Annotated in this window: 23 protein-coding genes; 11 read left to right on the plus strand and 12 right to left on the minus strand. The window is 72.7% G+C overall.

What is annotated here, in order from left to right:
- Window positions 1–99 precede the first annotated feature (99 nt).
- A complete protein-coding gene (gene dnaA / locus ACFFHC_RS01130; protein ID WP_238138125.1) occupies window positions 100–1,551 on the minus strand; it encodes a chromosomal replication initiator protein DnaA in 1,452 nt (483 codons plus the stop codon).
- 440 nt (window positions 1,552–1,991) lie between these two features.
- On the opposite strand from dnaA, the gene rpmH reads away from it, so the two are divergent.
- The 9 genes from rpmH to ACFFHC_RS01175 all read left to right on the plus strand — a co-directional run bounded on the left by rpmH (window position 1,992) and on the right by ACFFHC_RS01175 (window position 7,768).
- Window positions 1,992–2,129, plus strand: a complete 138-nt coding sequence (gene rpmH / locus ACFFHC_RS01135) for a 50S ribosomal protein L34 (protein WP_070705893.1) — start codon at window positions 1,992–1,994, stop codon at window positions 2,127–2,129.
- A gap of 59 nt (window positions 2,130–2,188) precedes the next feature.
- Window positions 2,189–2,509 carry a ribonuclease P protein component gene (gene rnpA, locus ACFFHC_RS01140; RefSeq protein WP_379802558.1) on the plus strand — a complete coding sequence of 107 codons (321 nt, stop codon included), beginning with the start codon at window positions 2,189–2,191 and terminating at the stop codon, window positions 2,507–2,509.
- Window positions 2,509–2,814: a membrane protein insertion efficiency factor YidD gene (gene yidD / locus ACFFHC_RS01145; RefSeq protein ID WP_083323712.1), complete on the plus strand. Its 306-nt coding sequence runs from the start codon at window positions 2,509–2,511 to the stop codon at window positions 2,812–2,814. The genes rnpA and yidD overlap by 1 nt, the downstream gene beginning before the upstream one ends.
- A gap of 57 nt (window positions 2,815–2,871) precedes the next feature.
- A complete protein-coding gene (gene yidC, locus ACFFHC_RS01150) occupies window positions 2,872–3,954 on the plus strand; it encodes a membrane protein insertase YidC (protein WP_379802559.1) in 1,083 nt (360 codons plus the stop codon).
- 3 nt (window positions 3,955–3,957) lie between these two features.
- Window positions 3,958–4,470, plus strand: a complete 513-nt coding sequence (locus tag ACFFHC_RS01155) for a Jag family protein (protein ID WP_070705896.1) — start codon at window positions 3,958–3,960, stop codon at window positions 4,468–4,470.
- Window positions 4,463–5,185 (plus strand): 16S rRNA (guanine(527)-N(7))-methyltransferase RsmG, encoded by a 723-nt coding sequence (rsmG, locus tag ACFFHC_RS01160; RefSeq protein WP_070705897.1) that lies wholly within the window; start codon window positions 4,463–4,465, stop codon window positions 5,183–5,185. Before ACFFHC_RS01155 ends, rsmG begins: the two co-directional genes overlap by 8 nt.
- A complete protein-coding gene (locus tag ACFFHC_RS01165) occupies window positions 5,182–6,297 on the plus strand; it encodes a ParA family protein (protein WP_379802560.1) in 1,116 nt (371 codons plus the stop codon). The genes rsmG and ACFFHC_RS01165 overlap by 4 nt, the downstream gene beginning before the upstream one ends.
- A 101-nt stretch (window positions 6,298–6,398) precedes the next feature.
- Window positions 6,399–6,503, plus strand: a complete 105-nt coding sequence (locus ACFFHC_RS01170; RefSeq protein WP_371327537.1) for a 50S ribosomal protein bL37 — start codon at window positions 6,399–6,401, stop codon at window positions 6,501–6,503.
- A gap of 212 nt (window positions 6,504–6,715) precedes the next feature.
- Window positions 6,716–7,768, plus strand: a complete 1,053-nt coding sequence (locus tag ACFFHC_RS01175; RefSeq protein WP_101849159.1) for a ParB/RepB/Spo0J family partition protein — start codon at window positions 6,716–6,718, stop codon at window positions 7,766–7,768.
- Window positions 7,769–7,999: 231 nt separating this feature from the next.
- Here the strand turns inward: ACFFHC_RS01175 and trxA are convergent, their stop codons facing one another.
- From trxA to ACFFHC_RS01205, 6 genes are all read right to left on the minus strand, one after another.
- Window positions 8,000–8,326 (minus strand): thioredoxin, encoded by a 327-nt coding sequence (trxA, locus tag ACFFHC_RS01180; protein ID WP_070705051.1) that lies wholly within the window; start codon window positions 8,324–8,326, stop codon window positions 8,000–8,002.
- A 36-nt stretch (window positions 8,327–8,362) separates the two neighbouring features.
- On the minus strand, window positions 8,363–9,439 hold the full coding sequence (trxB, locus tag ACFFHC_RS01185) for a thioredoxin-disulfide reductase (RefSeq protein WP_371327511.1): 1,077 nt from the start codon (window positions 9,437–9,439) through the stop codon (window positions 8,363–8,365).
- 118 nt (window positions 9,440–9,557) lie between these two features.
- On the minus strand, window positions 9,558–11,636 hold the full coding sequence (locus ACFFHC_RS01190) for a hypothetical protein (protein WP_379802561.1): 2,079 nt from the start codon (window positions 11,634–11,636) through the stop codon (window positions 9,558–9,560).
- 65 nt (window positions 11,637–11,701) lie between these two features.
- Window positions 11,702–13,387 (minus strand): murein biosynthesis integral membrane protein MurJ, encoded by a 1,686-nt coding sequence (murJ, locus tag ACFFHC_RS01195; RefSeq protein ID WP_379802562.1) that lies wholly within the window; start codon window positions 13,385–13,387, stop codon window positions 11,702–11,704.
- A 22-nt stretch (window positions 13,388–13,409) separates the two neighbouring features.
- The gene (locus tag ACFFHC_RS01200; RefSeq protein ID WP_379802563.1) at window positions 13,410–15,452 is read right to left on the minus strand and encodes a hypothetical protein; all 2,043 of its coding nucleotides are present in this window, start codon (window positions 15,450–15,452) and stop codon (window positions 13,410–13,412) included.
- Window positions 15,440–15,922 (minus strand): NUDIX hydrolase, encoded by a 483-nt coding sequence (locus tag ACFFHC_RS01205; protein ID WP_070705064.1) that lies wholly within the window; start codon window positions 15,920–15,922, stop codon window positions 15,440–15,442. Before ACFFHC_RS01205 ends, ACFFHC_RS01200 begins: the two co-directional genes overlap by 13 nt.
- A 111-nt stretch (window positions 15,923–16,033) precedes the next feature.
- Between ACFFHC_RS01205 and ACFFHC_RS01210 the strand changes: the two genes are divergently transcribed.
- Window positions 16,034–17,488, plus strand: a complete 1,455-nt coding sequence (locus ACFFHC_RS01210) for a CCA tRNA nucleotidyltransferase (protein ID WP_379802564.1) — start codon at window positions 16,034–16,036, stop codon at window positions 17,486–17,488.
- A 4-nt stretch (window positions 17,489–17,492) separates the two neighbouring features.
- Here ACFFHC_RS01210 and ACFFHC_RS01215 read toward each other — a convergent pair whose 3' ends face one another.
- Window positions 17,493–17,711 (minus strand): biotin/lipoyl-binding carrier protein, encoded by a 219-nt coding sequence (locus tag ACFFHC_RS01215; RefSeq protein WP_070705070.1) that lies wholly within the window; start codon window positions 17,709–17,711, stop codon window positions 17,493–17,495.
- A gap of 116 nt (window positions 17,712–17,827) precedes the next feature.
- Here ACFFHC_RS01215 and ACFFHC_RS01220 point away from each other — a divergent pair, with 116 nt between their 5' ends.
- Window positions 17,828–19,141 (plus strand): UDP-glucose dehydrogenase family protein, encoded by a 1,314-nt coding sequence (locus ACFFHC_RS01220; RefSeq protein ID WP_070705074.1) that lies wholly within the window; start codon window positions 17,828–17,830, stop codon window positions 19,139–19,141.
- Window positions 19,142–19,177: 36 nt separating this feature from the next.
- Here ACFFHC_RS01220 and ACFFHC_RS01225 read toward each other — a convergent pair whose 3' ends face one another.
- From ACFFHC_RS01225 to ACFFHC_RS01240, 4 genes are read right to left on the minus strand one after another with little or no spacing between them, the layout of a single operon-like run.
- On the minus strand, window positions 19,178–20,284 hold the full coding sequence (locus tag ACFFHC_RS01225; protein WP_101849164.1) for a glycosyltransferase family 4 protein: 1,107 nt from the start codon (window positions 20,282–20,284) through the stop codon (window positions 19,178–19,180).
- 4 nt (window positions 20,285–20,288) lie between these two features.
- Window positions 20,289–21,173: an ABC transporter ATP-binding protein gene (locus ACFFHC_RS01230; protein ID WP_070703755.1), complete on the minus strand. Its 885-nt coding sequence runs from the start codon at window positions 21,171–21,173 to the stop codon at window positions 20,289–20,291.
- Complete coding sequence (locus tag ACFFHC_RS01235) at window positions 21,160–22,101, minus strand: ABC transporter permease (RefSeq protein ID WP_070703757.1); 942 nt, start codon at window positions 22,099–22,101, stop codon at window positions 21,160–21,162. Before ACFFHC_RS01235 ends, ACFFHC_RS01230 begins: the two co-directional genes overlap by 14 nt.
- On the minus strand, window positions 22,098–23,363 hold the full coding sequence (locus tag ACFFHC_RS01240; RefSeq protein WP_070703759.1) for a nucleotide sugar dehydrogenase: 1,266 nt from the start codon (window positions 23,361–23,363) through the stop codon (window positions 22,098–22,100). Before ACFFHC_RS01240 ends, ACFFHC_RS01235 begins: the two co-directional genes overlap by 4 nt.
- Window positions 23,364–23,449: the final 86 nt, after the last annotated feature.

Genomic DNA, 23,449 nt, shown 5'->3' on the forward strand with positions numbered 1-23,449 from the left:
GCCGCGGAGCACACCTGTGCACCACCCTGCGGACGGCGGTGTGGACCGAGGCCCCACAGGATGGGGACGACGCGGGAGGAGGGGAGGGGACGCGCTGGCTCAGCGGCCGCGCGCCACCTTCTTGCGGATGATGCTCGTGAGCTCGCTGACCTCGTCGTAGACGCGACGGTCCTCGCTGAGCAGCTGCTTGATCTTGCGCTCTGCGTGCATGACGGTCGTGTGGTCGCGCCCGCCGAACTCCTTGCCGATCTTGGGCAGCGAGAGGTCGGTCAGCTCACGGCACAGGTACATGGCGATCTGCCGGGCGCGCGTGAGGTTGCGCGAGCGGGAGGCGCCCTGGATCTCCTCCACCGAGATGGTGAAGTAGGCCGCGGTCTCCTCGAGGATCGTCCCCGGCGTGATCTGGCCGGAGTCGCCCCCGGGCATCACGTCCTTGAGCACGGTGCGCGCCAGGTACTCGTCCAGGGGGGAGCCCGACAGGCTCGCGAAGGCCGTCACGCGGGTCAGGGCGCCCTCGAGCTCGCGGATGTTGGACGAGATCTTCGACGCGATGAGGTGCAGCACGTCGTCGGGGATGTCGAGCTTGTCGGCCGCCGCCTTGCGCCGCAGGATCGCGATGCGGGTCTCCAGGTCCGGCGGCTGCACGTCTGTGAGCAGCCCCCACTCGAAGCGCGACCGCATCCGCTCGGCGAAGCCGCTGAGCTTCTTGGGCGGCTGGTCGGAGGTGATGACGATCTGCTTCTCGCTGTTGTGGAGCGTGTTGAAGGTGTGGAAGAACTCCTCCATCGTCTGCTCCTTGCCCTGCAGGAACTGGATGTCGTCGATGAGGAGCACGTCCACGTCGCGGTACTGGCGCTGGAAGGCGTTCGCCTGGCCCGCCGAGACCGCGTTGATGAACTGGTTGGTGAACTCCTCGGAGTTCACGTACTTGACCCGCACCGAGGAGTCGAGGGTGCGCGCGTAGTGCCCGATGGCGTGCAGCAGGTGGGTCTTGCCGAGCCCCGACCCGCCGTAGATGAACAGCGGGTTGTAGGCGCGGGCGGGGGCCTCGGCCACGGCGGTGGCCGCGGCGTGCGCGAACCGGTTGGAGGAACCCAGCACGAAGGTGTCGAAGGTGTACTTGTGGTTCAGTGCGGAGTAGTCCCGCTCCACACCCTGGGACGCCGGGGCTCCGGTGCCCTCCACAGGGGCGGGGGCGCTCTGCGCCGCGGGCTGCGCGGGGACCTCGCGGGAGTTTTCCACGGGTTCGTCCACAGCTGTGGACGAACCCGTGGTGGACGCTCGCGCCGGGGACGCGGGCGGGGCCTGGGCGGGCTCCTGGACGGCGGCCACCGCGTCGGGGTCCACGGAGACCGCCAGGCGCACGTCGCGGTCGAGGACCTCGGACAGCGCGGTGGCGACGTCGTCCCGCAGGTGGCCCTCCACCGCGTCCTTGACGTGGTCGTACTTCACGGCGATGAGGGCCGTCGCGTCGAGCAGGCCCACCAGCGTGGCCAGACGGAGCACGCCGACGTCGCGCGGGGCGAGGCCTGCTCCCTGCAGGCGGACCATGGCCTCGTGCCAGATGGCGGCGGCGTGGTCGTCGGGGGTCTGGCTCACAGGGGGTCCTCACAGCGTTCCGGGGCGTCGTGCACACGTCCGTCCCCAGGGTCACGAGGTGCGGATCGCCCGCCCTGGGGCGTTGTCAACACCATCGTCCACACCCTGTGGACACATCCAACGTGCGTGGTGGGTGAGACCCAACGATAGCCGTTGTCCACAGGCTCTCCACACCCGACTCCGCGCTGAATTGACCCGGGAGCGGGGCAAAACGTAGGGTGAGGGGTCCGGTCTGCGCCGTGGTGACCCCTCCGGGGGCGTCGGCGCACGGCCCATGAGGTGCCCACGGAGCTCGGGCACTCGCCATCCCCCGCCGTCGTGCCGACCGGCATGCGTGGAGCGGGGCCGCAAGCCCGGGGAACCAGGGCCTGCCCGAACGACCAGGAGACACCATGAGCAAGCGCACCTTCCAGCCCAACAACCGTCGTCGCGCCCGCAAGCACGGCTTCCGCGCCCGCATGTCCACCCGCGCCGGCCGTGCCATCCTCGCCGCCCGCCGCGGCAAGGGCCGCGCCAAGATCTCCGCCTGAGCGGACCCGCGGTGCTGGCGGCCCGCCACCGACTGCGACGCAGCCGTGACTTCACGGCCGTGCTCCGCGGTACCGGCCGCCGCAAGGGCTCGTCCACCACGATGTCCGTGGTGCTGACCCCCCGGCCCTCGACGCCCGACCAGACCGACCCGCACCCCGTGCGGGTCGGTTTCGTCGTGTCCAAGCAGGTGGGCAACTCGGTGGTGCGCTCCCGCGTGCAGCGTCGCCTGCGCCACCTCGTGGCCGATCGGCTGGCCGACCTGCCCGCCGGGCACGATCTCGTGGTGCGGGCCCATCCCGCCAGCGCCACCGCCGAGTGGAGCGCCCTCGTGCGCGATCTCGACCGCTGCCTGGCCCGCGCGGTCCCCCGGGGCGCCTGATGTGGCGCGTCGGCGGGCGTCCCCTCCTGGCCTGGCCCCTGCTCGTGCTCGTGTGGGGCTACCAGCGGCTGGTCTCCCCCCTCCTGCCGCCCACGTGCCGCTACTACCCGAGCTGCTCGGCCTACGCCGTCACCGCCCTCACCGAGCACGGCGCCCTCCGTGGCACTGCCCTGGCGGTCTGGCGCGTGGCACGATGCAACCCGTGGTCGCACGGCGGCTACGACCCCGTGCCCGGCACCGACCCGGGCGGCCTGCACACCCGGCCCGACCCGGGGGACAATGGCCCCGAGTGGGACGCGGCCTGACGGGCCCTGCGGTCCCCACCCCCTGAACCTCAGCAGTCCACAGACGAAGGATTCTCCGTGCCGAATCTGCTCTACCCCATCGAATGGGCCGTGGCAGCCATCCTCGCCGGCGCCCACCGGGGCCTCACCGCCCTGGGGATGCCCTCCGAGTCGGGCTGGACCTGGGTCCTGTCGATTCTCGCCCTGGTGGTCCTGGCCCGCCTGGCCATGATCCCGTTGGTGATCAAGCAGATCCACAGCAGCCGCAAGATGCAGCTGCTGGCGCCCGAGATCAAGAAGATCCAGCAGAAGTACAAGGGCAAGCGCGACCAGGCCTCCATGCAGCGCCAGCAGGCCGAGACCATGGAGCTCTACCGGGCCAACGGCACCAACCCGATGGCCTCCTGCCTGCCGCTGCTGCTGCAGATCCCCATCATGTACGGACTGTTCCGGGTGCTCCGTGCCGTCCCGGGCGTCGCGGACGGCGCGCACGCCCCCATCGGGTTCATGACCCAGGACCTGGCGCGCTCCTTCGACTCCGCCTCGATCTTCGGGGCCGAGCTCTCCGACACCTTCCTGCACGACCCCGGCGTGACCCCCAAGGTCGTGGCGCTGGTGCTCGTGGTGCTCATGACCGCGTTCACCTTCTTCAGCATGAAGATGTCGATGGACATCAACATGCCCGAGACGGCCAAGGAAGGGCCGATGGGGCAGTCGCAGACGATCATGCTCTACGTCATGCCGCTGGTGCTGGCCTTCACCGGTGTGAACTTCGCGATCGCCCTGCTCGTGTACTGGACCCTGAGCAACCTGTGGTCCTACTTCCAGCAGCTGTACATCATCCGCCACATGCCGACGCCCAACACCGAGGCCGAGCGCCGCATGCACGCGCGCCAGATCGCCAAGGGCCAGGAGCCCACGCGCATGACGCTGGCGCCCGTGGGCGGCAAGGACTCCGGGGCGCACGCGCTCGGTGACGAGAAGGACGGGGCCACCGACGGGGGTCGCTCGACCCCCTCGGGCAAGGGGGCCTCGGGGCCGCAGGTGAACCCGGTCTCGGCCGGTACCCGCATGGCCCAGGGCGGCACCGGCGGGCAGCGCTCCCAGCCGGTGCGCCGCAAGAAGAGCAAGAAGAGCAAGAAGCAGCGGAAGAAGGGCTGACCCATGGCCGACGCACCGGCGCACCCCGAGCGGACCCCCGCGCAGATCGAGGTCGAGGGCGAGATCGCGGCGGACTACCTCGAGACCCTGCTCGACCTGGCCGACATGGACGGCGACATCGACGTCCAGCACGAGGCCGACCGGGCGGTGGTGAGCATCGTGGACTCCGAGGAGGGCACGGTGCCGCGCCGTCTCGTCGGCCCCGGCGCCCAGGTGCTGGAGGCCCTGCAGGAGCTCTCCCGCCTGGCCGTGCAGGCAGAGACCGGGGAGCGCAGCCGCCTCATGGTGGACGTGGCCGGGTACCGCGCCGACCGCCGCAAGGCGCTGGAGCAGCTGGCCGATCGCACCGTGGAGGCCGTGCGCGAGAGCGGCACCGAGCGTTCCCTGGAGCCGATGACGGCCTTCGAGCGCAAGGTGGTGCACGACCGCGTGCTGGCGGGCGGGCTGCACTCGTCCTCGGCGGGCGAGGAGCCCAACCGCTACGTGGTGGTCTCCCCGGCGCCGGCCGGTGAGTGACGTGGACGCCCCCGAGGCCGGCGGAGAGGGCCTGGCCCCCAGCCCGGAGGCCGCGGCACGGGTCTTCGGTGACCTGCTGCCGCAGGCCGAGCGGTTCGCGCAGATGCTGGCGACCTCCGGTACGGAGCGGGGCCTCATCGGCCCGCGGGAGGTGCCCCGGCTGTGGGAGCGCCACGTGCTCAACTGCGCCGTGGTGGCCGAGGTCCTCGACGGCGCCGACCACGTGCTCGACGTGGGCAGCGGGGCTGGGCTGCCCGGCATCGCGCTGGCGCTGGCCGCGCCCGAGACGCGGGTGACCCTGGTGGAGCCGATGCTGCGGCGCACCGTGTGGCTGGACGAGGTCGTCTCCAAGTTGGGCCTGGGCGACCGTGTGGCCGTGATCCGTTCTCGTGCAGAGAACCTCGACGACGGGACGACGGCCCCCGTGGTGACCGCACGGGCCGTGGCCCGCCTCGAGGTGCTGGCCCCGTGGTGCCTCCCGCTGGTGGAGACCGGCGGTCGCATGGTGGCCCTCAAGGGGTCCTCCGCCCAGCAGGAGGTCGAGCAGGCGCAGAAGGTGCTGCGGCGGTTGGGCGGCGGTGCCGTGGACGTGGTGGACTGTGGGTCGGCGTACCTGGAGGTCCCCACCACGGTGGTGATCGTCACCAAGGAGGACGTCGGTCGCTCGGGAGGCAGCTCCCGCGGCCGTCGGTCCCGGAGCAAGGAGAAGCGATGAGCAACCCCGTCGGCTGGCCCAATGGGAGCCACCCCGCCACCCCCACCGCCCCCACGCCGGGGACCGCGCCGGTGGGCTGGCAGCCGACGGTGGCGCCCTCGTCGGTGGAGCGCGTGCCGGCCGTGGGGGCCGTCCCGCAGGAGTCCCCGGTGGACACCGCGCAGGGCGGGACCGACGGGGCCGCGGCGGGGTCCACGACCACGGCCGCTGCCGAGGGGTCGTCCGCCCCGACCGGTGAGCCCTCCACGGACGACGACGAGGACGACGATCCGGTGCCCCCCTTCACCCCCGCCGAGCGCAAGGAGCGTGGTCGCCCCACGCCGCTGAAGGCCCCCTCGAGGACCGTGGTCATGACGGTGGCCAACCAGAAGGGTGGCGTCGGCAAGACGACCACCACGGTGAACCTCGCCGCCGCCTTCGCCGAGGGTGGGCTGAAGGTGCTCGTCATCGACCTGGACCCGCAGGGGAACGCCTCCACCGCCCTGTCCATCGAGCACCAGTCGGGGGTGGCTGGTGTCTACGACGTGCTCATCGACGAGGCCACGCTCGAGCAGGTGGCCCAGGTGTCGCCCGAGAGCGAACGCATCAGCGTGGTGCCGGCCACCATCGACCTGGCGGGTGCCGAGATCGAGCTGGTCTCGCTCGTGGCGCGGGAGAACCGTCTGCGCCGGGCCCTGCAGGAGATCCGCGAGGCGCAGGCGTACGACGTCGTCCTCATCGACTGCCCGCCGAGCCTGGGCCTGCTCACGGTGAACGGGTTCGTGGCGGCCGACGAGGTGTTCATCCCGATCCAGTGCGAGTACTACGCCCTGGAGGGTGTGAGCCTGCTCGTGCGCAACATCTCCCTCATCCAGCGGCACCTGCACCCGGAGCTCCGCCTCGGGGGCATCCTGCTCACGATGTTCGACGCGCGCACGCGACTGGCGACGCAGGTGGCGCAGGAGGTGCGTGACCACTTCGGTGAGGTGGTGCTGGAGACGCTCATCCCGCGGTCCGTGCGCATCAGCGAGGCGCCCTCCTACGGGCAGACCGTCCTGGCCTACGACGCGGACGGCCCGGGGGCCCGGGCCTACCGTTCGGCGGCCAAGGAGGTCGTCGCCCGCTGGTCCTGAGGGGTGCGGGGGTGACGTGGTGCCTGACGTCACCTCGTGGACGTGATCCGGTGGTTCCGGGTATGAGATACTGCGCGATACGCGCCCTCAGGGGCGCTTCGATGTCTCAGAAGGCTCAGGAGGTCACCATGTCGAGCAAGCGTGCGCGCAAGCGCAAGACGAAGCGCAAGGGCAAGGCCAACCACGGCAAGCGCCCCAGCAGCTGATCAGGAGCCTCGCGTTCCCACCAGGCGGCCCTCCCCTCGGGAGGGTCGCCTGATCTGTTGTGGGCTCCACATGCCGTGAGTCAACGGGCCCGATGGGAAGCGCTCGTCGCGTTTCACGTGAAACATGCCATGTGGACCGTGGAGGTCGACGTTCGCGCTGCATGGGAGACTTGGGGGTCGTCCGGCAGGGCAAGGCGTCGAGAGGAGACAGCATGGCAGGGCAGCGACGAGGACTGGGGCGAGGTCTCGGGGCACTGATTCCCCAGGAGGACGGCGGGGCGCGGCCCCGCGACGTCTACTTCGCGCAGCGTGACCAGGCAGCGGCGCCCAGCGCCGACAGTGGATCGCGTGGGTTGACGTCCCCGTCGGCCACGGCAGCCGCCGGGGGCGAGGCGGCGCCCGCCGGTGCGGAGGGCCCCGAGGCGACCGCGACACCCTCGACGGACGCCAAGGATCTGGTCGACGCCCCGGCCCGCCTTGTGGAGCTGCCGGTCGACGAGGTCGTGCCCAACCCGCGGCAGCCGCGCGAGGTGTTCGACGAGGACGACCTCGAGGAACTCGCACACAGCATCCGCGAGCTGGGGGTCATGCAGCCCATCGTGGTGCGGACGGCGGGTGACCGCTACGAGCTCATCATGGGTGAGCGCCGTCTCCGCGCGTCGCGTCTTGCCGGACTGGAGACGATCCCGGCCATCCTGCGCCAGACCGAGGACCAGGAGATGCTCCGTGAGGCGCTCCTGGAGAACCTCCACCGGGTGCAGCTCAATCCCCTCGAGGAGGCGGCGGCCTACGGTCAGTTGCTCGAGGACTTCGGGTGCACCCACGAGGAGCTGGCGAAGCGCCTCGGGCGCAGCCGGCCGCGGATCACCAACTCCCTGCGCCTGCTCAAGCTGCCCCCGAGCGTTGCCCGTCGGGTGGCGGCCGGGGTCCTGTCCGCGGGGCACGCCCGCGCCCTGCTGGGTCTGGAGGACGGAGCCGCGATGGAGCGCATGGCCCAGCGCGTCGTGGCCGAGGGTCTCTCGGTCCGCGGCCTGGAGGAGCTCATCGCTCTCGGTGCTGGGGCGGAGCAGGAGAAGACAGGCCGTCGTCGTCTGCCCAGCCGCCGCACCTCCCCTGAGCACGAGGACCTGGCTGCGGAGCTCTCCGACCGGTGGGACACCCGGGTGTCGGTGAAGATGGGGCGGAACAAGGGGACGCTGACCGTGGAGTTCGCGGGGCAGGACGACCTCGACCGCATCCTCACCCTGTTGGCGCCCGACGCCTGACCCGGAGGCGGCGCCCACGGAGACGGGGCGGGTGATGTTCCACGTGGAACATCACCCGCCCCGTTCGTGTCGTCCCCGTCGTGCAGGGTGGATGTTTCACGTGGAACGGGCGCGTCGCGGCCCATGCGCCGGATGGGTCAGGACGTGGAGGCGCAGGCGAAGGAAGGCCGGCACGCAGAAGGGGCCCGCGAGCACGTGGCTCGCGGGCCCCTTCGGAGCAGTGGGAGGACGTCAGCCCAGGAAGGGCTCGAGCTCCTTGAGCAGCTTGGGCTTCGGCTGCGCGCCGATGATCGTCTTGGCGATGTCGCCCTGGAAGAAGACGTGCATCGTGGGAATGGAGGTGATGCCGTACTTGGCGGCGGTCTGCGGGTTCTCGTCGGTGTTCAGCTTGACGATGCGCAGCTTGCCCTCGGTCTCGCCAGCGATCTCCTCGAGGATGGGGGCGACGCGCTTGCACGGGCCGCACCAGTCCGCCCAGAAGTCGACGAGGACGGGGACGTCGCTCTTGAGGACGTCCTGGTCGAAGGTGGCGTCGGTGGTGGTGCTGGTTCCAGCCATGGGTTCCTCCTGTGGTGGTGGTTCGGGTTGGTCGGGTCAGGCGGGCGCGTCGCCGGGGACGGTCTCGTCCGCAGCGGGCGCGGTCTGGGCGGTCTCCACGGTGGACGCGTCCAGCGTGGCGAGGTGGCGCTCGGCGTCGAGGGCGGCCTGACAGCCGGAGCCGGCTGCGGTGATGGCCTGCTGGTAGGTGTGGTCCACCAGGTCGCCGCAGGCGAACACGCCCGCGAGGTTGGTCAGCGTGGAACGGCCCTGCACCTGCACGTAGCCGCTCTCGTCGAGGTCGATCTGACCCTTCACGAGCTCATTGCGCGGGTCGTGGCCGATGGCGATGAACAGGCCGGTGACGTCGAGCTCGCGCTCCTCACCGGTCTGCGTGTCGCGCAGGCGGACGCCGGAGAGCTTGTCCTCGCCGAGGATCTCGGAGACCTCGGAGTTCCAGGCGAACTCGATCTTGGGGTCGGCCGCGGCACGGTCGGCCATCACCTTGGACGCGCGGAGGGCGTCACGGCGGTGCACCAGCGTCACCTTGTCGGCGAAGCGCGTCAGGAAGGTGGCCTCCTCCACGGCGGAGTCACCGCCACCGACGACCGCGATGTGCTGCTGACGGAAGAAGGCACCGTCGCACGTGGCGCACCACGAGATGCCGTGGCCGGAGAGCTCCTTCTCGCGAGGAAGACCGAGCTCGCGATAGGCCGAGCCCATCGCGAGGATGACGGTGCGGGCGCGGTAGGTGCCGCCCGACCCGTCGCGGAGAACCTTCACGTCGCCGGCCAGGTCCATCTCGACGACGTCGTCGGTGACCAGCTCGGCCCCGAAGCGCTCGGCCTGGGCGCGCATCTGCATCATGAGGTCCGGGCCCATGACACCGTCGGTGAAGCCCGGGAAGTTCTCCACCTCGGTGGTGTTCATGAGCGCCCCGCCCATGGTGACCGATCCCTCGAAGACCAGCGGGCGCAGGTTGGCGCGTGCGGCGTAGACGGCGGCGGTGTACCCCGCCGGGCCCGAGCCGACGATGACGACCTCACGCACCTCGCCCTCGACCGGCTCGGTGGCGGGCTGGGCGGCTGTCTGCGTCGGCAGCGAGACGGCCGACGTCTGGGCGATGATGCTCACGAGGGCTCCTGGGGGTCCGGGGGTGGGGCGCGGTGCCTGGGCACCGGGGGTGACAACAGTCGGGCGGGGCCCGGTGTTCCGCGGGGACCTCATGGCCCCGGGGTGGCGGGCGAGGGGGTCAGCGGACGGTGATGTCCTTGAGCTGGGCCGACCACTTGCCGTCGGGCCCCTGCCCCGTGCCGGTGAACCACACGAAGACGTAGCGGCCCTGGACGGGCTTCTCGGCGGTCCACGTGACGTCGCCACCGCCACGGCGTCCGCCGATGGTCACGGCACGGCCCACGTCCTGGCTGGGGCCGACGCGGACCTCGTAGGTCCAGTCGCCCTGCGGCATGCCGATGTCGACGGCGTGCACGGTCCGCAGGTCACCGAGGTCGACGCGCAGGCCCAGCGCGTCGGTGTAGCCACCGAACGGCGGGTGGTCGTACTTGTGCGTGGACCACGCGAGGTCGGTGGCCGGGTTGTTGATGCGGTGGGTCCAGTCGGTGTGCTCGTCACCGTCGTGGAAGGGGTCGTAGCCGATGATCCCGTGGAGCCGGTAGGGCTTGCCCGGAGCACTGCCTTCGCTGGACGGTGCGCTGGCAGAGGGCGATTCGGACGGTGAAGGCCGCGTCTCGCGCGTGGTGGTGGGGCTCTCGGGCGCCTCGGGGGACGGCGTCGTCGGCGTGGGCGCCGGGGCCGTGGTGGGCTCCGGGGAGTCGGATGCCGTGTCCTGCGTGGTGGGCGTAGGAGTGTCGCCGTCCGTGGCCGTGTCTGCAGGCTCGGTGCCGGTGGGCCCGTCGGTCTGCGAGGGCGTGCCGGAGTCCGGGGACGGCTCGTCACCCTGACCGGTGGTGTCGTCCGGTGAGGGCGTGACGTCCTGCGGCGAGGAGGCCGTCGGGGTCGGTGTGTCCTCCGGGGCGGGCTCCGCCGGCGCGGGAGAACCCGGCTGGGTGGTGCTCGTGGGGGCCGCGCTGTCCTCGGCGTCGTCGCCGCCCAGGAGGTGGGGCGCGCCGAGCGCGAGCAGGGCCAGGGCGGCCGCTGCCCCCAGGGCCCCGAGGCCGGCGACCAGCAGCTGCGTGCGCCCCGGGCCACCGGTTCCACCCGCGGCTGCGGCGGCGGGACGGTCCTGAGGACCCTCCTCGGTGCTGTCGGTGTGCGTTGCCTCCGGCGCCTCGGCGTCGACGGCCTCGCCGGCAGCGGCACCCGTGGCCTCCGGGCCGGACGCCGAGGAGGCCTGACCGGACGCGGCCGCCGAGGCCGCAGCAGCCCCCACCACGGGGATGGTCGTGGTCGGCGCGTCCGCAGTCGTCTCCTCGGGGGTGCTCCCGCTCTGCTCGGGGCCCGCCGCGGGGACGGCGGTGGTCACGGCGCCGGCCGCCGGCACGGCACGGGTGGTGTCCGAGGCCGCACCGCGGTCCCTCCGCCGGCCCCGCCCGGGGACGGTGCTGCTGTTCCACGGGGCCAGGACCTCCGCGAGCTCGCCGGGGGTGCGGACCTCCTGCCCGTTGAGGACGGGGTGCCCCCCGAGGCCCAGGTGGGAGCAGAGCTCGTCGAGGTCGTGCGGCACGTGGTCCACCACCTCGGAGGGGCGCACGACACCGAGGCCGTCGCGCTCCGCGCGTGGGAGGGCCGAGGCGGTGTCACCGCCCCAGGTGCCGGTGAGCCCCGCGTGCAGCAGCGCCAGCAGGCCGCGGGTGTCGCGCTGCGCGGCCCGGTCGGCGTCGAGGGAGTCGGTGCCCGCAAGGGCCGCGGCCAGACCCAGCCCGGTGACCACCACCCCGCCGTCGGCGTCACGCCGGAGCGACTCCGGGGTGAGCGCCAGGTGGTGCACGCCGTGGCGCCGGGCCAACTCGAGGGCCAGGGCGGCCTCGCCCACCAGCCGCCGTGCCTCGTGCGCGGGCAGCGGCCCCTCCTCCACGAGCTCCACGAGCGACCGGGAGCGGGCGTCGTGCTGCGTGACGACCCACTGCAGGCCGTCCTCCACACCGATGTCGAGCACGCGCGGCAGGCGCCCGTCCTCCACGAGGGCCGCGCGGCGGGCGGCGTCCTGGGCGGCGGCGGCCAGCGGGTGGTCGTCCGGGGTGATCCAGAGGTCCACGTGGCGGTGCAGCGTGGTGTCGCGGCCGATCCAGCGCTCCACGCCCGGCACCGGGGACCCCGGGTGCAGCAGCTCGTAACGGCCGTTCACGATGTCACCGGGCTGCAGTGCGGGCACGATGTCCTTTCGGTCGGGATGGCGCAGGGGTGCGTCCTGCGAGTGTAGGAGGCCCTAGGGGCGGCTCAGGCGCGCTTCAGGCGGCGCACCACCTGCTGCACCACGCCGGAGACCTCGTCGATGCGCAGCAGCGCGGCCAGCAGGGCGAAGACCCCCACGAACACCAGCCCGGCCTGCAGCGCCGTGAAGGCCACCGGCAGCAACTGGTCGGCCACCCGGGGCACCTCGCGGCAGGCGATCTCACCGGGACCCCCGCAGTGGTTGGACAGGTCCGTGCCGAAGACCAGGGCGTCGGCGCCGGTGCGGCGGGCCACCCACTGCATCGAACCCCAGGCGGTGGCCGCCGCGGCCAGACTGGCCACCGACAGGCGCGCGTAGAAGGCCACGAGGGAGCCCAGCGCCAGCCCGGGCACACGGCGGCGGATGAGCAGGGTGGAGAAGGCCGCACCGCCGAACTGCGAGAGCGTCTGCGCCAGCGCGATGCCGAGCAGCACCTTCTCCGGCGGCAGCCCCAGGGCGATGAGCGCCATCGCCACGATGAGGCAGGTGGAGAGGATCTGGATGACGAAGGGCTTGTAGCCCTCCTCGAAGGCGTAGTACGCCCGCTGGAAGAGCGCGATGGCGGCGTAGGGCACCAGTCCGACGGCCAGGACGCCGACCGCGAAGCCGATGGCGCGCACCGTGTTGGTGGTCTGCGAGGGGAACATCAGCGCCGCCACGGCCGGGCCCATCACGAGCAGCAGGGCCGCCAGCGGCATGACCGCCGCGGTGGTGCTGCGCAGGCCGCGGCGCAGGTCGCCGGCCACGCCGGCCATGTCGCGGTCGTGGATGCGGCGCGACATGGCCGGGTACATGGCCGTGAGCAGGCTGACCGTCACCAGGCTGTGCGGCAGCATGAAGATGAGGAAGGCGCTGGTGTAGGCGGCCTGCCCGGCCACGCCGTGGGGTGCGTGCGAGAGGACCGACTTGTTGGCCATGACGCCCAACTGGGCCACGACGATGGTGGCCAGCGACCACATCGCCACCTGGGAGGCCGAGCGCAGCCCCACCCCGCGGAAGCCCCAGCGCGGCCGGTAGCGGAACCCGACCTTGCGCAGCGGCGGGATCAGTGCCACGGCCTGGATGACGATGCCGAGCGTGGCACTGCCGCCCAGCAGCAGGACCATCGGCCAGGTGACGTCGGCGACCCGCGGCTCGCGCGGGAAGACCAGCAGGTAGGCCACGATGCCGGCGATCTGCACCACGTTGGCCAGCACCGGCGTCCACATGTACGGGCCGAAGTTCTCACGGCTGGTGAGCACCTGCCCCAGCAGCGTGTACAGGCCGTAGAAGAAGATCTGCGGCAGGCACAGCATCGTGAAGAAGACCGAGAGCCGCGCCGTCTCCGGGGAGTAGCCCGACCCGTAGAGCGCCACGAGCAGCGGCGAGGCCAGCACGGCCACCACGGTGAGTGCGCCCATGATGACCAGCGCCAGGGTGAGCAGCCGGTCGGTGAAGTCCTGACCGCCGTCGGAGTGGCGCATCGCCTTGGTGAGCTGCGGCACGAGCACCGCGTTGAGCACACCCCCGGCGATGATGATGAACAGCACGTTGGGCAGCTGGTTGGCCGTGTCGAAGGCGTTGCCGACGTCGGTGGCGGCACCGAGCGCCGCGGTCAGCAGGGCCACGCGCACCAGTCCGAGCACGCGGGAGGTGAGCGTGCCGGCGGCCATGAGGGCGGCGTTGCGGCCCACGGAGGAGGAGTTGCTCACGGGGGTCTCCGGTCTGGGACGGTCAGGAGGGCGGTGGGGTGGCTCCGGCCCGCACCTGGCGCACCGTGCGCCAGGCGCCGAACCCGATGAGGAGCGCGGTCACGATACCGATGCCGGTGTACCACCAGCCGGTGGCGGGCCGGGCGTTCACGGTGACCTCGCCGCGGGCCAGCACGCGCCCGCCGTCGGGGGTGGTGACCAGGATGCGCACCGGCACCTGGCCGGCGGCGTGGGTGCGGGCGGTGAACGAGGTGCTCGCCCGGCCACGGGCCCCCAGCCCCAGGGACCCCTCGGGCTGGTCGGCGGTGACGCGGTCGTTGCCGGGCCGCACCACCACGCGGAGGTCGTGGAACGAGGTGGTGCTGCTGTTGGCCACGGTGGCGCGCAGCTCGGCGTCGTCGGCCAGCAGGTTCACGGTGCTGTCCTCCACGTCGAGGGCGCGGAGGAGGTCGTCGGTGGTGCGGTGCAGCTCCGTCCACGACTGCTGGCGCTGCTCCTCGTTCTCCCAGACGGTGGAGAGCTGGGCCAGCGGGCCGTCGCGCAGCAGGTCGGTGGGCCCGCGGTCGACCACCTCCGCGAGGGCCGCGGCGTCCCCGGTCACGGAGGGCAGCTCGGCCCGCGGCGAGGGGCGCGGGGTGCGCGGCTCGATGGCGGGCCAGGAGGCAGTGCCCTCGGGCGCCTCGGTGGGGCAGTCCCGGGTGCACGCGAGCATCTCGGCGGCGGGCACGGACTGCAGCCAGGGGGCCGAAGTGGCCAGGTCCACCGCGTGCCGCAGGGCGGCGGCGTCCACGCGGGCCGGGTCCGGGGCCAGCACGAGGTCGGGGACCTGCCCCGGGTCCGCACCGTGGGCCTCCCGGGTCTCGTCGGCCAGGAGCGTGAGCCCCAGCAGGGCCTGTCCGGGCAGCGCCCGTCCGCCGGCGTCGCCCTGAGGTGCGCTCTCCTGCTCGCCGAGGTGGTGGCTCGAGGCCTGGTCGACCCACCCCACCCGGTGGCCGCGCCACCAGTTGCCCGGGTCCGCGGCGGCGTCCCGACCGCTGGCCGTGTCCTCGCCGCGGAAGCCGGAGGGGGCCAGCACCACGGTGTCCTCGGCGGTGGCGTCCACGAGGCGGTGCAGCCGGGGGTCGTCGCTGCCCTGCCGTCCGGAGCTGGAGCTCAGGTCCAGCACCAGGGGACGCTCCACGCCCTCCTGCGGAGCGGTGGCATGGCGCCACAGGGCCTCCCGGGCGGGGTCCACGTCGAGCGGGTCCACGGCGTGCCGGACCAGGCGCCACGCACCGTCACGGGAGGTCCCCAGGGCGTCGGCACGGTCACCGGAGAGGTGGGGCACCACCGCGGGGTCCACGACGGGCGTGACGCGGTCCCCGAGGTCCGTGGCGGCCGCCACCGACCCGCTGAGGTCGAGGGCGCGGGTCCAGGCCGCGCGTCGCTCGTCGTCCTCCTCGTCGAGGAGAGCGGCCGACAGGGGAGCCGTGGCCCCCACCGCCCAGCCGACGCGGGCGGTGGTCCGGTCCACCCCGCCCTCGGGCAGCACGGGCACGACGGTGCGCTGCACGTCGAGCAGGCGTCGCTCGCCGTCCACCACCCCGGAGACGGCCACGGAGACCGGCAGCACGCGGGGGCGGTCCACGGTGGGGCTCGTGAGGTCGAGGGCCACCTCGCGGGAGGCGCCGATGCTGAGGCGTCCCGCGCTGCGCACCTGCTCGCGCCGACGCTCGCCGCCCCCGGCGTCGAGCCAGGCGGTCACCTCCTTGCGGCTGTCCAGCGGGGCGGCCGTGGAGAGGGTGACGCGCAGGTCTGTCACCTCGGTGTCGGCGGCGGTGAGCGATGCGGTGAGCCGCACGTCGTGGCCCCCGGTCACCCACCCCGGGGCCACCTCGTCGACCCGCAGGTCCACCGGGGGGCGGTCGGCCGCGGCCTCGGCGGGCAGGTGGCGTCCCGTGACCGAGGAGGAGGGGAGGTGCGCGGCGGTGGCCGCCGGTGCGGGCAGGGCCGAGGGCAGGAGCGCACCCCCCACGGCCGCGAGGGCCACCCCCAGTCGCAGGCCCCGCCGGGTCAGCCGCCGCACAGCCGGCGCCACGCCATCTGGGCGATGCGTCGCTCGTTGGGGAAGGTCAGGGTGCGGTGCGCGTGCGCGAGGTCGAACCACTGCACGTCCACGGCCTCGTGGTCCGGGTCCTCCTCCACCGTGAGGTGACCGCCCACCGCCTCGAGGAGGAAGTGGTGCACCCGCTTGTGGATGCGGCGCTCGGGGGTGGAGAACCAGTAGTCGATGGTGCCCAGCGTGAGCACGGGGCGCGACCGGATGCCGGTCTCCTCGGCCACCTCGCGGACCGCCGTCTCCACGAGCGTCTCACCGGCCTCCACGTGGCCCTTGGGGAGGCACCACTCGAGGCGGTGGGCGCGGTTGAAGCGGGCGATGAGGGCCAGCCGGGCCCGTCCGGGCTCCACCGTGACGACCACCCCGCCGGCGGAGGTCTCGCGCATCGAGGGCAGCCGCCGGGGCGACTGCACCGCGTGATGCATCGAGAGAGTCATCTGGACATGGTAGCGGCCTGACCTGCGAGGACGTCTGCCGACCGACCTGCCGGGCGGCCCCCCGTAGACTCGTGCGCCGCGCCCGTCCCGACCCAGGAGCACTGTCCTGCCGTGACCGACACCCCCACCTCCGAGCTGTTCCAGCGTGCCCTGCAGCACCTGGCTCCCGTGATGCCGCTCCTCAGCGAGCTCGGGGAGCGCTTCGCCGCCGCCGGCTTCGAGCTGGCCCTCGTGGGCGGGCCCGTGCGCGACGCCTTCCTCGGTCGCACCTCACCCGACCTGGACCTCACCACCGACGCCCGGCCCGACGACATCGAGGCCGTGCTGGAGGGGTGGGCGGACGCCACCTGGGACCTCGGCCGCGCCTTCGGCACCATCGGGGCGCGCAAGGGCGAGGAGATGGTGGAGATCACCACCTACCGCTCCGACGTGTACGACCGCGCCAGCCGCAAGCCCGAGGTGCGCTTCGGCGAGAGCCTCACCGACGACCTGGTGCGCCGGGACTTCACCGTGAACGCCATGGCGCTGCGCCTGCCGCAGCTGGAGTTCGTGGACCCCCACAGCGGGCTCGAGGCGCTCGCCGCGGGCGAGCTGGACACCCCCACCGTGCCCGAGGAGTCCTTCGCCGACGACCCGCTGCGCATGATGCGGGCCTGCCGCTTCGCCGCGCAGCTGGGGCTGGTGCCCTCGGCCCGGGTGATGGGCGCGATGCAGGAGATGGCCGCCAGCATCGAGATCGTCTCGGCCGAGCGGGTGCGCGACGAGCTCACCAAGCTGCTGCTGGCCGACCGGCCGCGCGCCGGGCTCGAGGTGTTCGTGCACACCGGGCTGGCCGAGCAGGTGCTGCCGGAGCTGCCCGCGCTGCAGCTGGAGACCGACGAGCACCACCGCCACAAGGACGTCTACGAGCACTCCCTCATCGTGCTGGAGCAGGCGATCGACCTGGAGGGCCCGCGCGAGGGGGCCGCCGAGGAGGTGCCGCACCGCGACCTCGTGCTGCGCCTGGCCGCGTTGCTGCACGACATCGGCAAGCCGCCGACGCGCCGCTTCCTGCCCGGGGGGCGCGTGAGCTTCCACCACCACGAGGTGGTGGGCGCCAAGATGGCCCGCAAGCGGCTGCGTGCCCTGCGCTACGACAAGGACACCATCCGCGACGTGGTGCGCCTGGTGGAGCTGCACCTGCGCTTCCACGGCTACGGCGAGGGCGAGTGGACCGACTCCGCGGTGCGCCGCTACGTGACCGACGCCGGACCGGTGCTCTCCCGCCTGCACCTGCTGACCCGCGCCGACTGCACCACGCGCAACCAGCGCAAGGCGCGGCGCCTGGCGCAGACCTACGACGCGCTGGAGGAGCGGATCGACCGCATCCAGGCTGAGGAGGAGCTGGCGGCGGTGCGCCCGGAGCTCAACGGGCACCAGATCATGCAGGTGCTGGACATCCCGCCGGGCCCGGTGCTCGGCGAGGCCTACGACCACCTACTGCAGTACCGGCTCGACGCCGGGCCGGTGGGTGCCGAGGCGGCGGAGGCCGAGCTGCGGCGCTGGTGGGCGGCCCGCGAGGCCTGAGGGGTCAGTCCGAGAGGACGACGAGCGAGTCGCCCTCCTGGACGACGTCGCCGGGGGCCACGTGCACGGCCTCGACGGTGCCGTCGGCCTCGGCCAGCACCGGGATCTCCATCTTCATGGACTCCAGGAGCGCCACTTCGGTGCCGGCCTGCACCTTCTGGCCGACCGTGACGTGGACGGCGGCGACACCTGCGACGAGTTCGGAGAGGATCTGCTGGCTCATGGTGGGGATTCTCCCACCGCCGGGCGCGGGGCCGCGTGCGCGTCGGCCCGGCACCCGGCATCGCATATCGTGAGCCGGAACCCGCGAGGGCCCGTGAGGGCGAAGGAGGCACGCGAATGCGCGTTGCAGTGATCGGTACCGGCTACCTGGGGGCCGTGCACGCCGCCGGGATGGCCCACCTGGGCTTCGACACGGTCGGGGTGGACGTCGACGAGGCCAAGGTCGCTGCGCTGCAGTCCGGCACGAGCCCGTTCTACGAGCCGGGGTTCGACCCCATCCTCGCCGAGCAGGTGGCCAGCGGCCGGCTGCGCTTCAGCACCGACTTCTCCGAGATCTCCGACGCCGACGTGGTGTTCATCGGGGTGGGCACGCCGCAGAAGGCCGACTCCCACGCCGCGGACCTCACCTACATCGACTCCGCGATCGCCTCCATCACCCCGCACCTCAAGGACGGCGCGCTGGTGGCCGGCAAGTCCACCGTGCCGGTGGGCACCGCGCAGCGCCTGGCCGAGTACGTGGCCGAGCACACCCCCGAGGGCGTGACCGCCGAGCTGGCGTGGAACCCGGAGTTCCTCCGCGAGGGCTTCGCGGTCCAGGACACGCTGCACCCCGACCGGCTGGTCTTCGGCGTGACCTCCGAGCGCGCCGAGAAGGTCCTGCGCGAGGTGTACGCGCAGACGATCGAGCAGGACGGCACGCCCGTGGTGGTGACCGACCTGCCCACCGCCGAGCTGGTGAAGGTGGCCGCCAACTCCTTCCTGGCCACCAAGATCTCGTTCATCAACGCGATGGCCGAGATCTGCGAGTTCGCCGGCGCGGACGTCACCAAGCTGGCCGACGCCATCGGCCACGACGACCGCATCGGCCGCAAGTTCCTCAACGCCGGTGTGGGCTTCGGCGGTGGCTGCCTGCCCAAGGACATCCGTGCCTTCTCCGCCCGCGCGGGCGAGCTGGGGGCCGGGCACGCGCTGGAGTTCCTCGCCGAGATCGACAAGATCAACTCCCGCCGCCGCGAGCACGTGGTGGAGCTGGCCCGCCGCGAGCTGGGCGGCGACCTGCACGGCCGCCGCGTGGCGGTGCTCGGTGCGGCGTTCAAGCCCAACTCGGACGACGTGCGCGACTCCCCGGCGCTGGCCGTGGCCGGCCAGCTGCACCTGGCGGGTGCCGACGTGCACGTCTTCGACCCCAAGGGCATGGCCAACGCGGCCAAGGTCTACCCGACCCTCACCTACGCGGACTCCGCGCAGGACGCCATCACCGGCGCCGACCTCGTGGTGCACCTGACGGAGTGGAAGGAGTTCCGCGAGTTGGACCCCGCGGCGCTCAAGGAGATCGTGGGCCGGCCCACCGTCATCGACGGCCGCAACGCCCTGGACGCCGAGGCCTGGCGCGCCGCCGGCTGGACCTACCGGGGGCTCGGCCGCCCCTGAGGCCCGAGCACCGACCGGTTGCGCCGCGTCGTCCCCTCAGCGGGCGGCGCGGCGCAGTGCGTCGAGGAAGACCGGGGCCGTCGCCTGCCAGCTGTGGTGGGTGACGGCCCGCGCGCGTCCCCGGGCCCCCATCGCGGTGCGGACAGCGGCGTCCTCGCGCCAGGCGAGGAGGGACGCCAGGGCCTCCTCGACGCCCTGCGGGCCGAAGGGCACCACCACGCCGCAGTCCGCGGCCTCCACCTCGGTCACGGCCAGCGGCAGCGGCGTGGTGACCACGGGCAGGCCGTGGGCCATGTACTCCAGCACCTTGGTGGGCATGGAGTGGCGGAAGTTGGGCAGGTCGCCCAGCAGGCTCACGCCGGCCAGGGCGCCGTCGAGCAGGCGGGCGGCCTCGGCGTTGGGCACGAAGCCGTGGTGCACCAGGTGGCCACGCTCGTGGGCGGCGGCCAGGTCCGCGGCGCACTCGCCCGTGGCGGGCCCGATGACGTGGAGCGTGCAGGTGCCGCCGGTGGCCTCGTGGAGGGCACGGCCCAGGGCCACGAGCTCGTCGCTGCCGCGCAGGCGCGTCACGTTGCCCAGGTAGACCACGCGGTCGGTGCCCGGGGCGGGGGGCTCCTCGGCCGGGCAGGGGACGGTGTTGGGCACCACCGTGTGGTTTCCCGTGAAACGTCCTGCGTAGGCGTGCTCGGCGAGCAGCAGGGTGAGGCGACGTTCGGCCAGGCGCTCCACGGTGCGGACGGCCGCCGCGGCCCAGGTGCCGGTGGGCCCGGGCAGGTAGGAGCGCGTGGGCAGTGCGGCCGCCGGGTCCTCGTGGACGTCCCAGACCACGCGGTCGGCCACCCCGGAGAAGGGCACGGTGAGCAGCAGCTCCGGGTCGTGGAGGAGCACCACGTCGTGCAGGGACCCCTCGGTGCGCACCACGTGGGCGGCGGCCAGCAGCGCGCGCAGTCGGCGGCGCCCCTGGGCCCGCGGCAGGTCGATGCCGTCCAGGCCCCCGCTGCCGTCGGGCACCGGGAGGCCGTGCGCGGTGAAGGAGGCCGCGTACGTGACCCGCCACCCCGCATCGAGCATAGCGGCCACCTGGCGCTCCCGGATGCGGGCGTCGCCGGGGTGGTGGACCGTGGTGACGACGAGGACGCGCACGGGATCAGGCCTGGGGCGGCTGGGCGGGCTTCTGCGAGGGCTTCTGGCCCTGCTGTGCGGCAGGCTTGGCCGGGGCCTTCTGCTGCGGCTTCTTGGCGGCAGGCTTCCGGGCCCCGGGGCCGGCCTTCTCGTAGGCCTTCATGACCTCCTCCACCGGGCCGTCCTGCTTGATGACGCCGGAGTCCAGCCAGATGGCGCGGTCGCACTGCTTGCGGATCATGGCGTTGGAGTGGCTCACCATGAACACCGTGCCTGCCTGCTCGCGGATCTCCGCGATGCGCTTCTGCGCGCGGTCGCGGAAGTCCGCGTCACCGGTGGCCAGCGCCTCGTCCACGACCAGCACGTCGGGGACCACCGCGGTGGAGATGGCGAAGCGCAGGCGGGCGGCCATGCCCGAGGAGTAGGCCTTCATCGGCAGGTTCACGGCGTCGCCGAGGCCGGAGAAGGCGATGATGTCGTCCAGCCGCTCGTCGACCTCGTGGCGTGACATGCCCAGGGCCTGGCAGCCGATCTGGATGTTGCGCACGCCCGAGAGCGTGGGCATGAGCACCGCGTTGACGCCCAGCAGCGTGCTGCGCCCCTGCACCCAGATGCGGCCCGAGGAGGGCGGCAGCAGGCCCGCGATGGCGCGCAGCAGGGTGGACTTGCCCGAGCCGTTGCGGCCGATGAGGCCGATGGACTCGCCGCGGTGGGCCACCAGGCTCACGCCGCGCACGGCGTGCACCTCGTCCTGCCCACCACCGACCATGCGGTGCCCGGCGCGGGCCAGGGCGCTGCGGCGGCCCTCGCCGGTGTTCTGGGCGGCGCGGTGCTCGCCCGTGCCGTAGATGCGGTAGTGGATGTCGACGTGGTCGACCACCACCGTGGGGACCCGCTCAGCCGCGTCCATAGGTGCCCTCCCCCCGCCAGAACCAGATGAGGCCGCCCAGCGGCAGCACGACGGCCCAGAACAGGCCGGCCAGCCAGGTGACGGGGTCCACGGCGGTCTCGCCCAGGAGGCTCTCGCGGACCAGCGTCATCATCACGGCCACCGGCTGGTAGGTCATCACCACGGCCAGCCAGTGCGGGGCACCGGCGGCGCCCAGGTAGTGGTCCACGCTGTAGAAGACGCCCGAGACGTAGCGCAGCAGGCGGATGACCAGCGGGATGAGGTTGGCGGCGTCGCGCGAGTCGTGCACCAGCCGCGCGAAGACCATGCCGATGCCCAGCGACATGCTCGCGATGAGCAGCAGGGCCACGGGGAAGAGGAGCCACTCGGCATCGGGCCGCTCCCCGGTGGCCAGCATGATGACCAGCAGCACCGCGAAGGTGGGCACGGCGGCGATGAGCTCCGTGGTCACCTTGGAGATGGGCAGCAGCACGCGCGGGAAGGACAACGAGCGCACCAGCTGCATGGAGCCGGTGACCGCCCGGGCGCCCTGGCTCATCACCGTGGACAGGAACACGAAGGTGAAGATGCCCGCGGTGAGGAAGCCGACGAAGTTCTGGGTGCCACCGCGGGTGTCCAGCAGCAGGCCGAAGATCAGGAAGTAGGCGCCGGCCAGCATCACCGGGTTGAGCACCGCCCACACCTGGCCCAGGCGGGACTCCTGCGTCTTGGCGTAGGCCTGCGCGGTGGAGAGGGTCCACAGGAACTGGCGGCGGCTCCACAGGTCGCGCAGGTACTCGCCCAGCGGGGGACGGTGGCCCACGCGGCGCAGGCCGTTGGCGCGCGCGATGGCCTCGAGCTCGGCCGAGGACAGCGAACCGCCGGCGGAGGGGGTCTGGGGGGACGGCCCTCCGCCGGCGGTGGGGACCCCGGCGGGGTCGGGGGTCACAGGCGCTGGCTGGTCTCGGTGTCGGTGGTGACGCCGCGGGTGTCGAGCATGCGGGTGGCCGCCTCGGCCAGGGCCTGCACGTCGTACTCCTTGTGATTCTGCACCAGGATGGTCAGGTCGGCGTCCTTGACGCCCTGCAGGGCGTCGGTGACCTTGGTGGCCTGGTCGCCCAGGGCGCGCCACTGCTCGACCTTGGGGTCGTGGAACTGGACGTTCGCGCCCTTGGCCGCGAGGGCCTTGGCCAGCGGCACGGCCGGCGACTCGCGCTGGTCGGCGATGTTCGGCTTGTAGGTGACGCCCAGCAGCAGCACGGTGGCGCCCTTGAGGGCCTTGCCGTCCTCGTTCAGGGCGTCCTGCGCGCGGGAGACCACGTAGGTGGGCATCTGGGAGTTGATCTCCTGGGCGAGCTCCACGAAGCGGAAGGGGTAGCCCAGGCGGGAGCGCACGTTGTGGGACAGGTAGTTCGGGTCGATCGGGATGCAGTGGCCGCCGACGCCCGGGCCGGGGTAGAAGGCCTGGAAGCCGAAGGGCTTGGACTTGGCGGCGTCGATGACGTCCCACAGGTCGATGCCCAGGTCGTGGCAGAAGCGGGCCATCTCGTTGACCAGGGCGATGTTGATGTGCCGGTAGGTGTTCTCCAGCAGCTTGGCGGTCTCGGCCTCGCGGGTGCCCTTGGCACGGACCACGGTGTCGACGAACTGCTCGTAGAACGCCGCGGCGGCGTCGCCGCCCTCGGGGGTGAAGCCACCGACGACCTTGGGGGTGTTCTTGGCGCCGAACTTCTCGTTGCCCGGGTCGATGCGCTCGGGGGAGAAGGCCAGGTGGAAGTCCTTGCCGGCGGTCAGGCCGGAGAGCTCCTCGAGGATCGGGCGGACGACCTCGTCGGTGGTGCCCGGGTAGGTGGTGGACTCCAGGATGACCGTGGTGCCGGGCTTGAGGTTGCGGCCGATGGCGGCGGTGGCGCCCTCGACGGCGCGCAGGTCGGGGCCGCCCTCGTCGGACAGGGGGGTGGGCACGCAGATCACGATGGTCTTGGCGCCGGCCATGCGGGTCTCGTCGGTGCTGGCCTCGTAGCCGGCGGCGAGCATCTCGGCGATGTCGGCGTCGGAGAGGTCGTCGACGTGGGAGACCCCGGAGTTCAGGGCGTCCACCAGCGACTGGGTGATGTCGTAGCCGACCACCTTCAGCCCGGCCCGGGTCGCTTCCTGCGCCAGGGGGAGGCCGACATAGCCCTGCCCGACGATCACAACATCAGCAGTCACGAGAACTCCTTCTCAGTTCTGCCTGCGCAGATGGCAGGCCACACTCGTCGCGGTCATGCTACCCGCGCCGGGTGGCGCAGGAAGGG

Origin of the sequence: Kytococcus schroeteri (assembly GCF_042433515.1) — a bacterium.
Taxonomy (GTDB): domain Bacteria; phylum Actinomycetota; class Actinomycetes; order Actinomycetales; family Dermatophilaceae; genus Kytococcus; species Kytococcus schroeteri.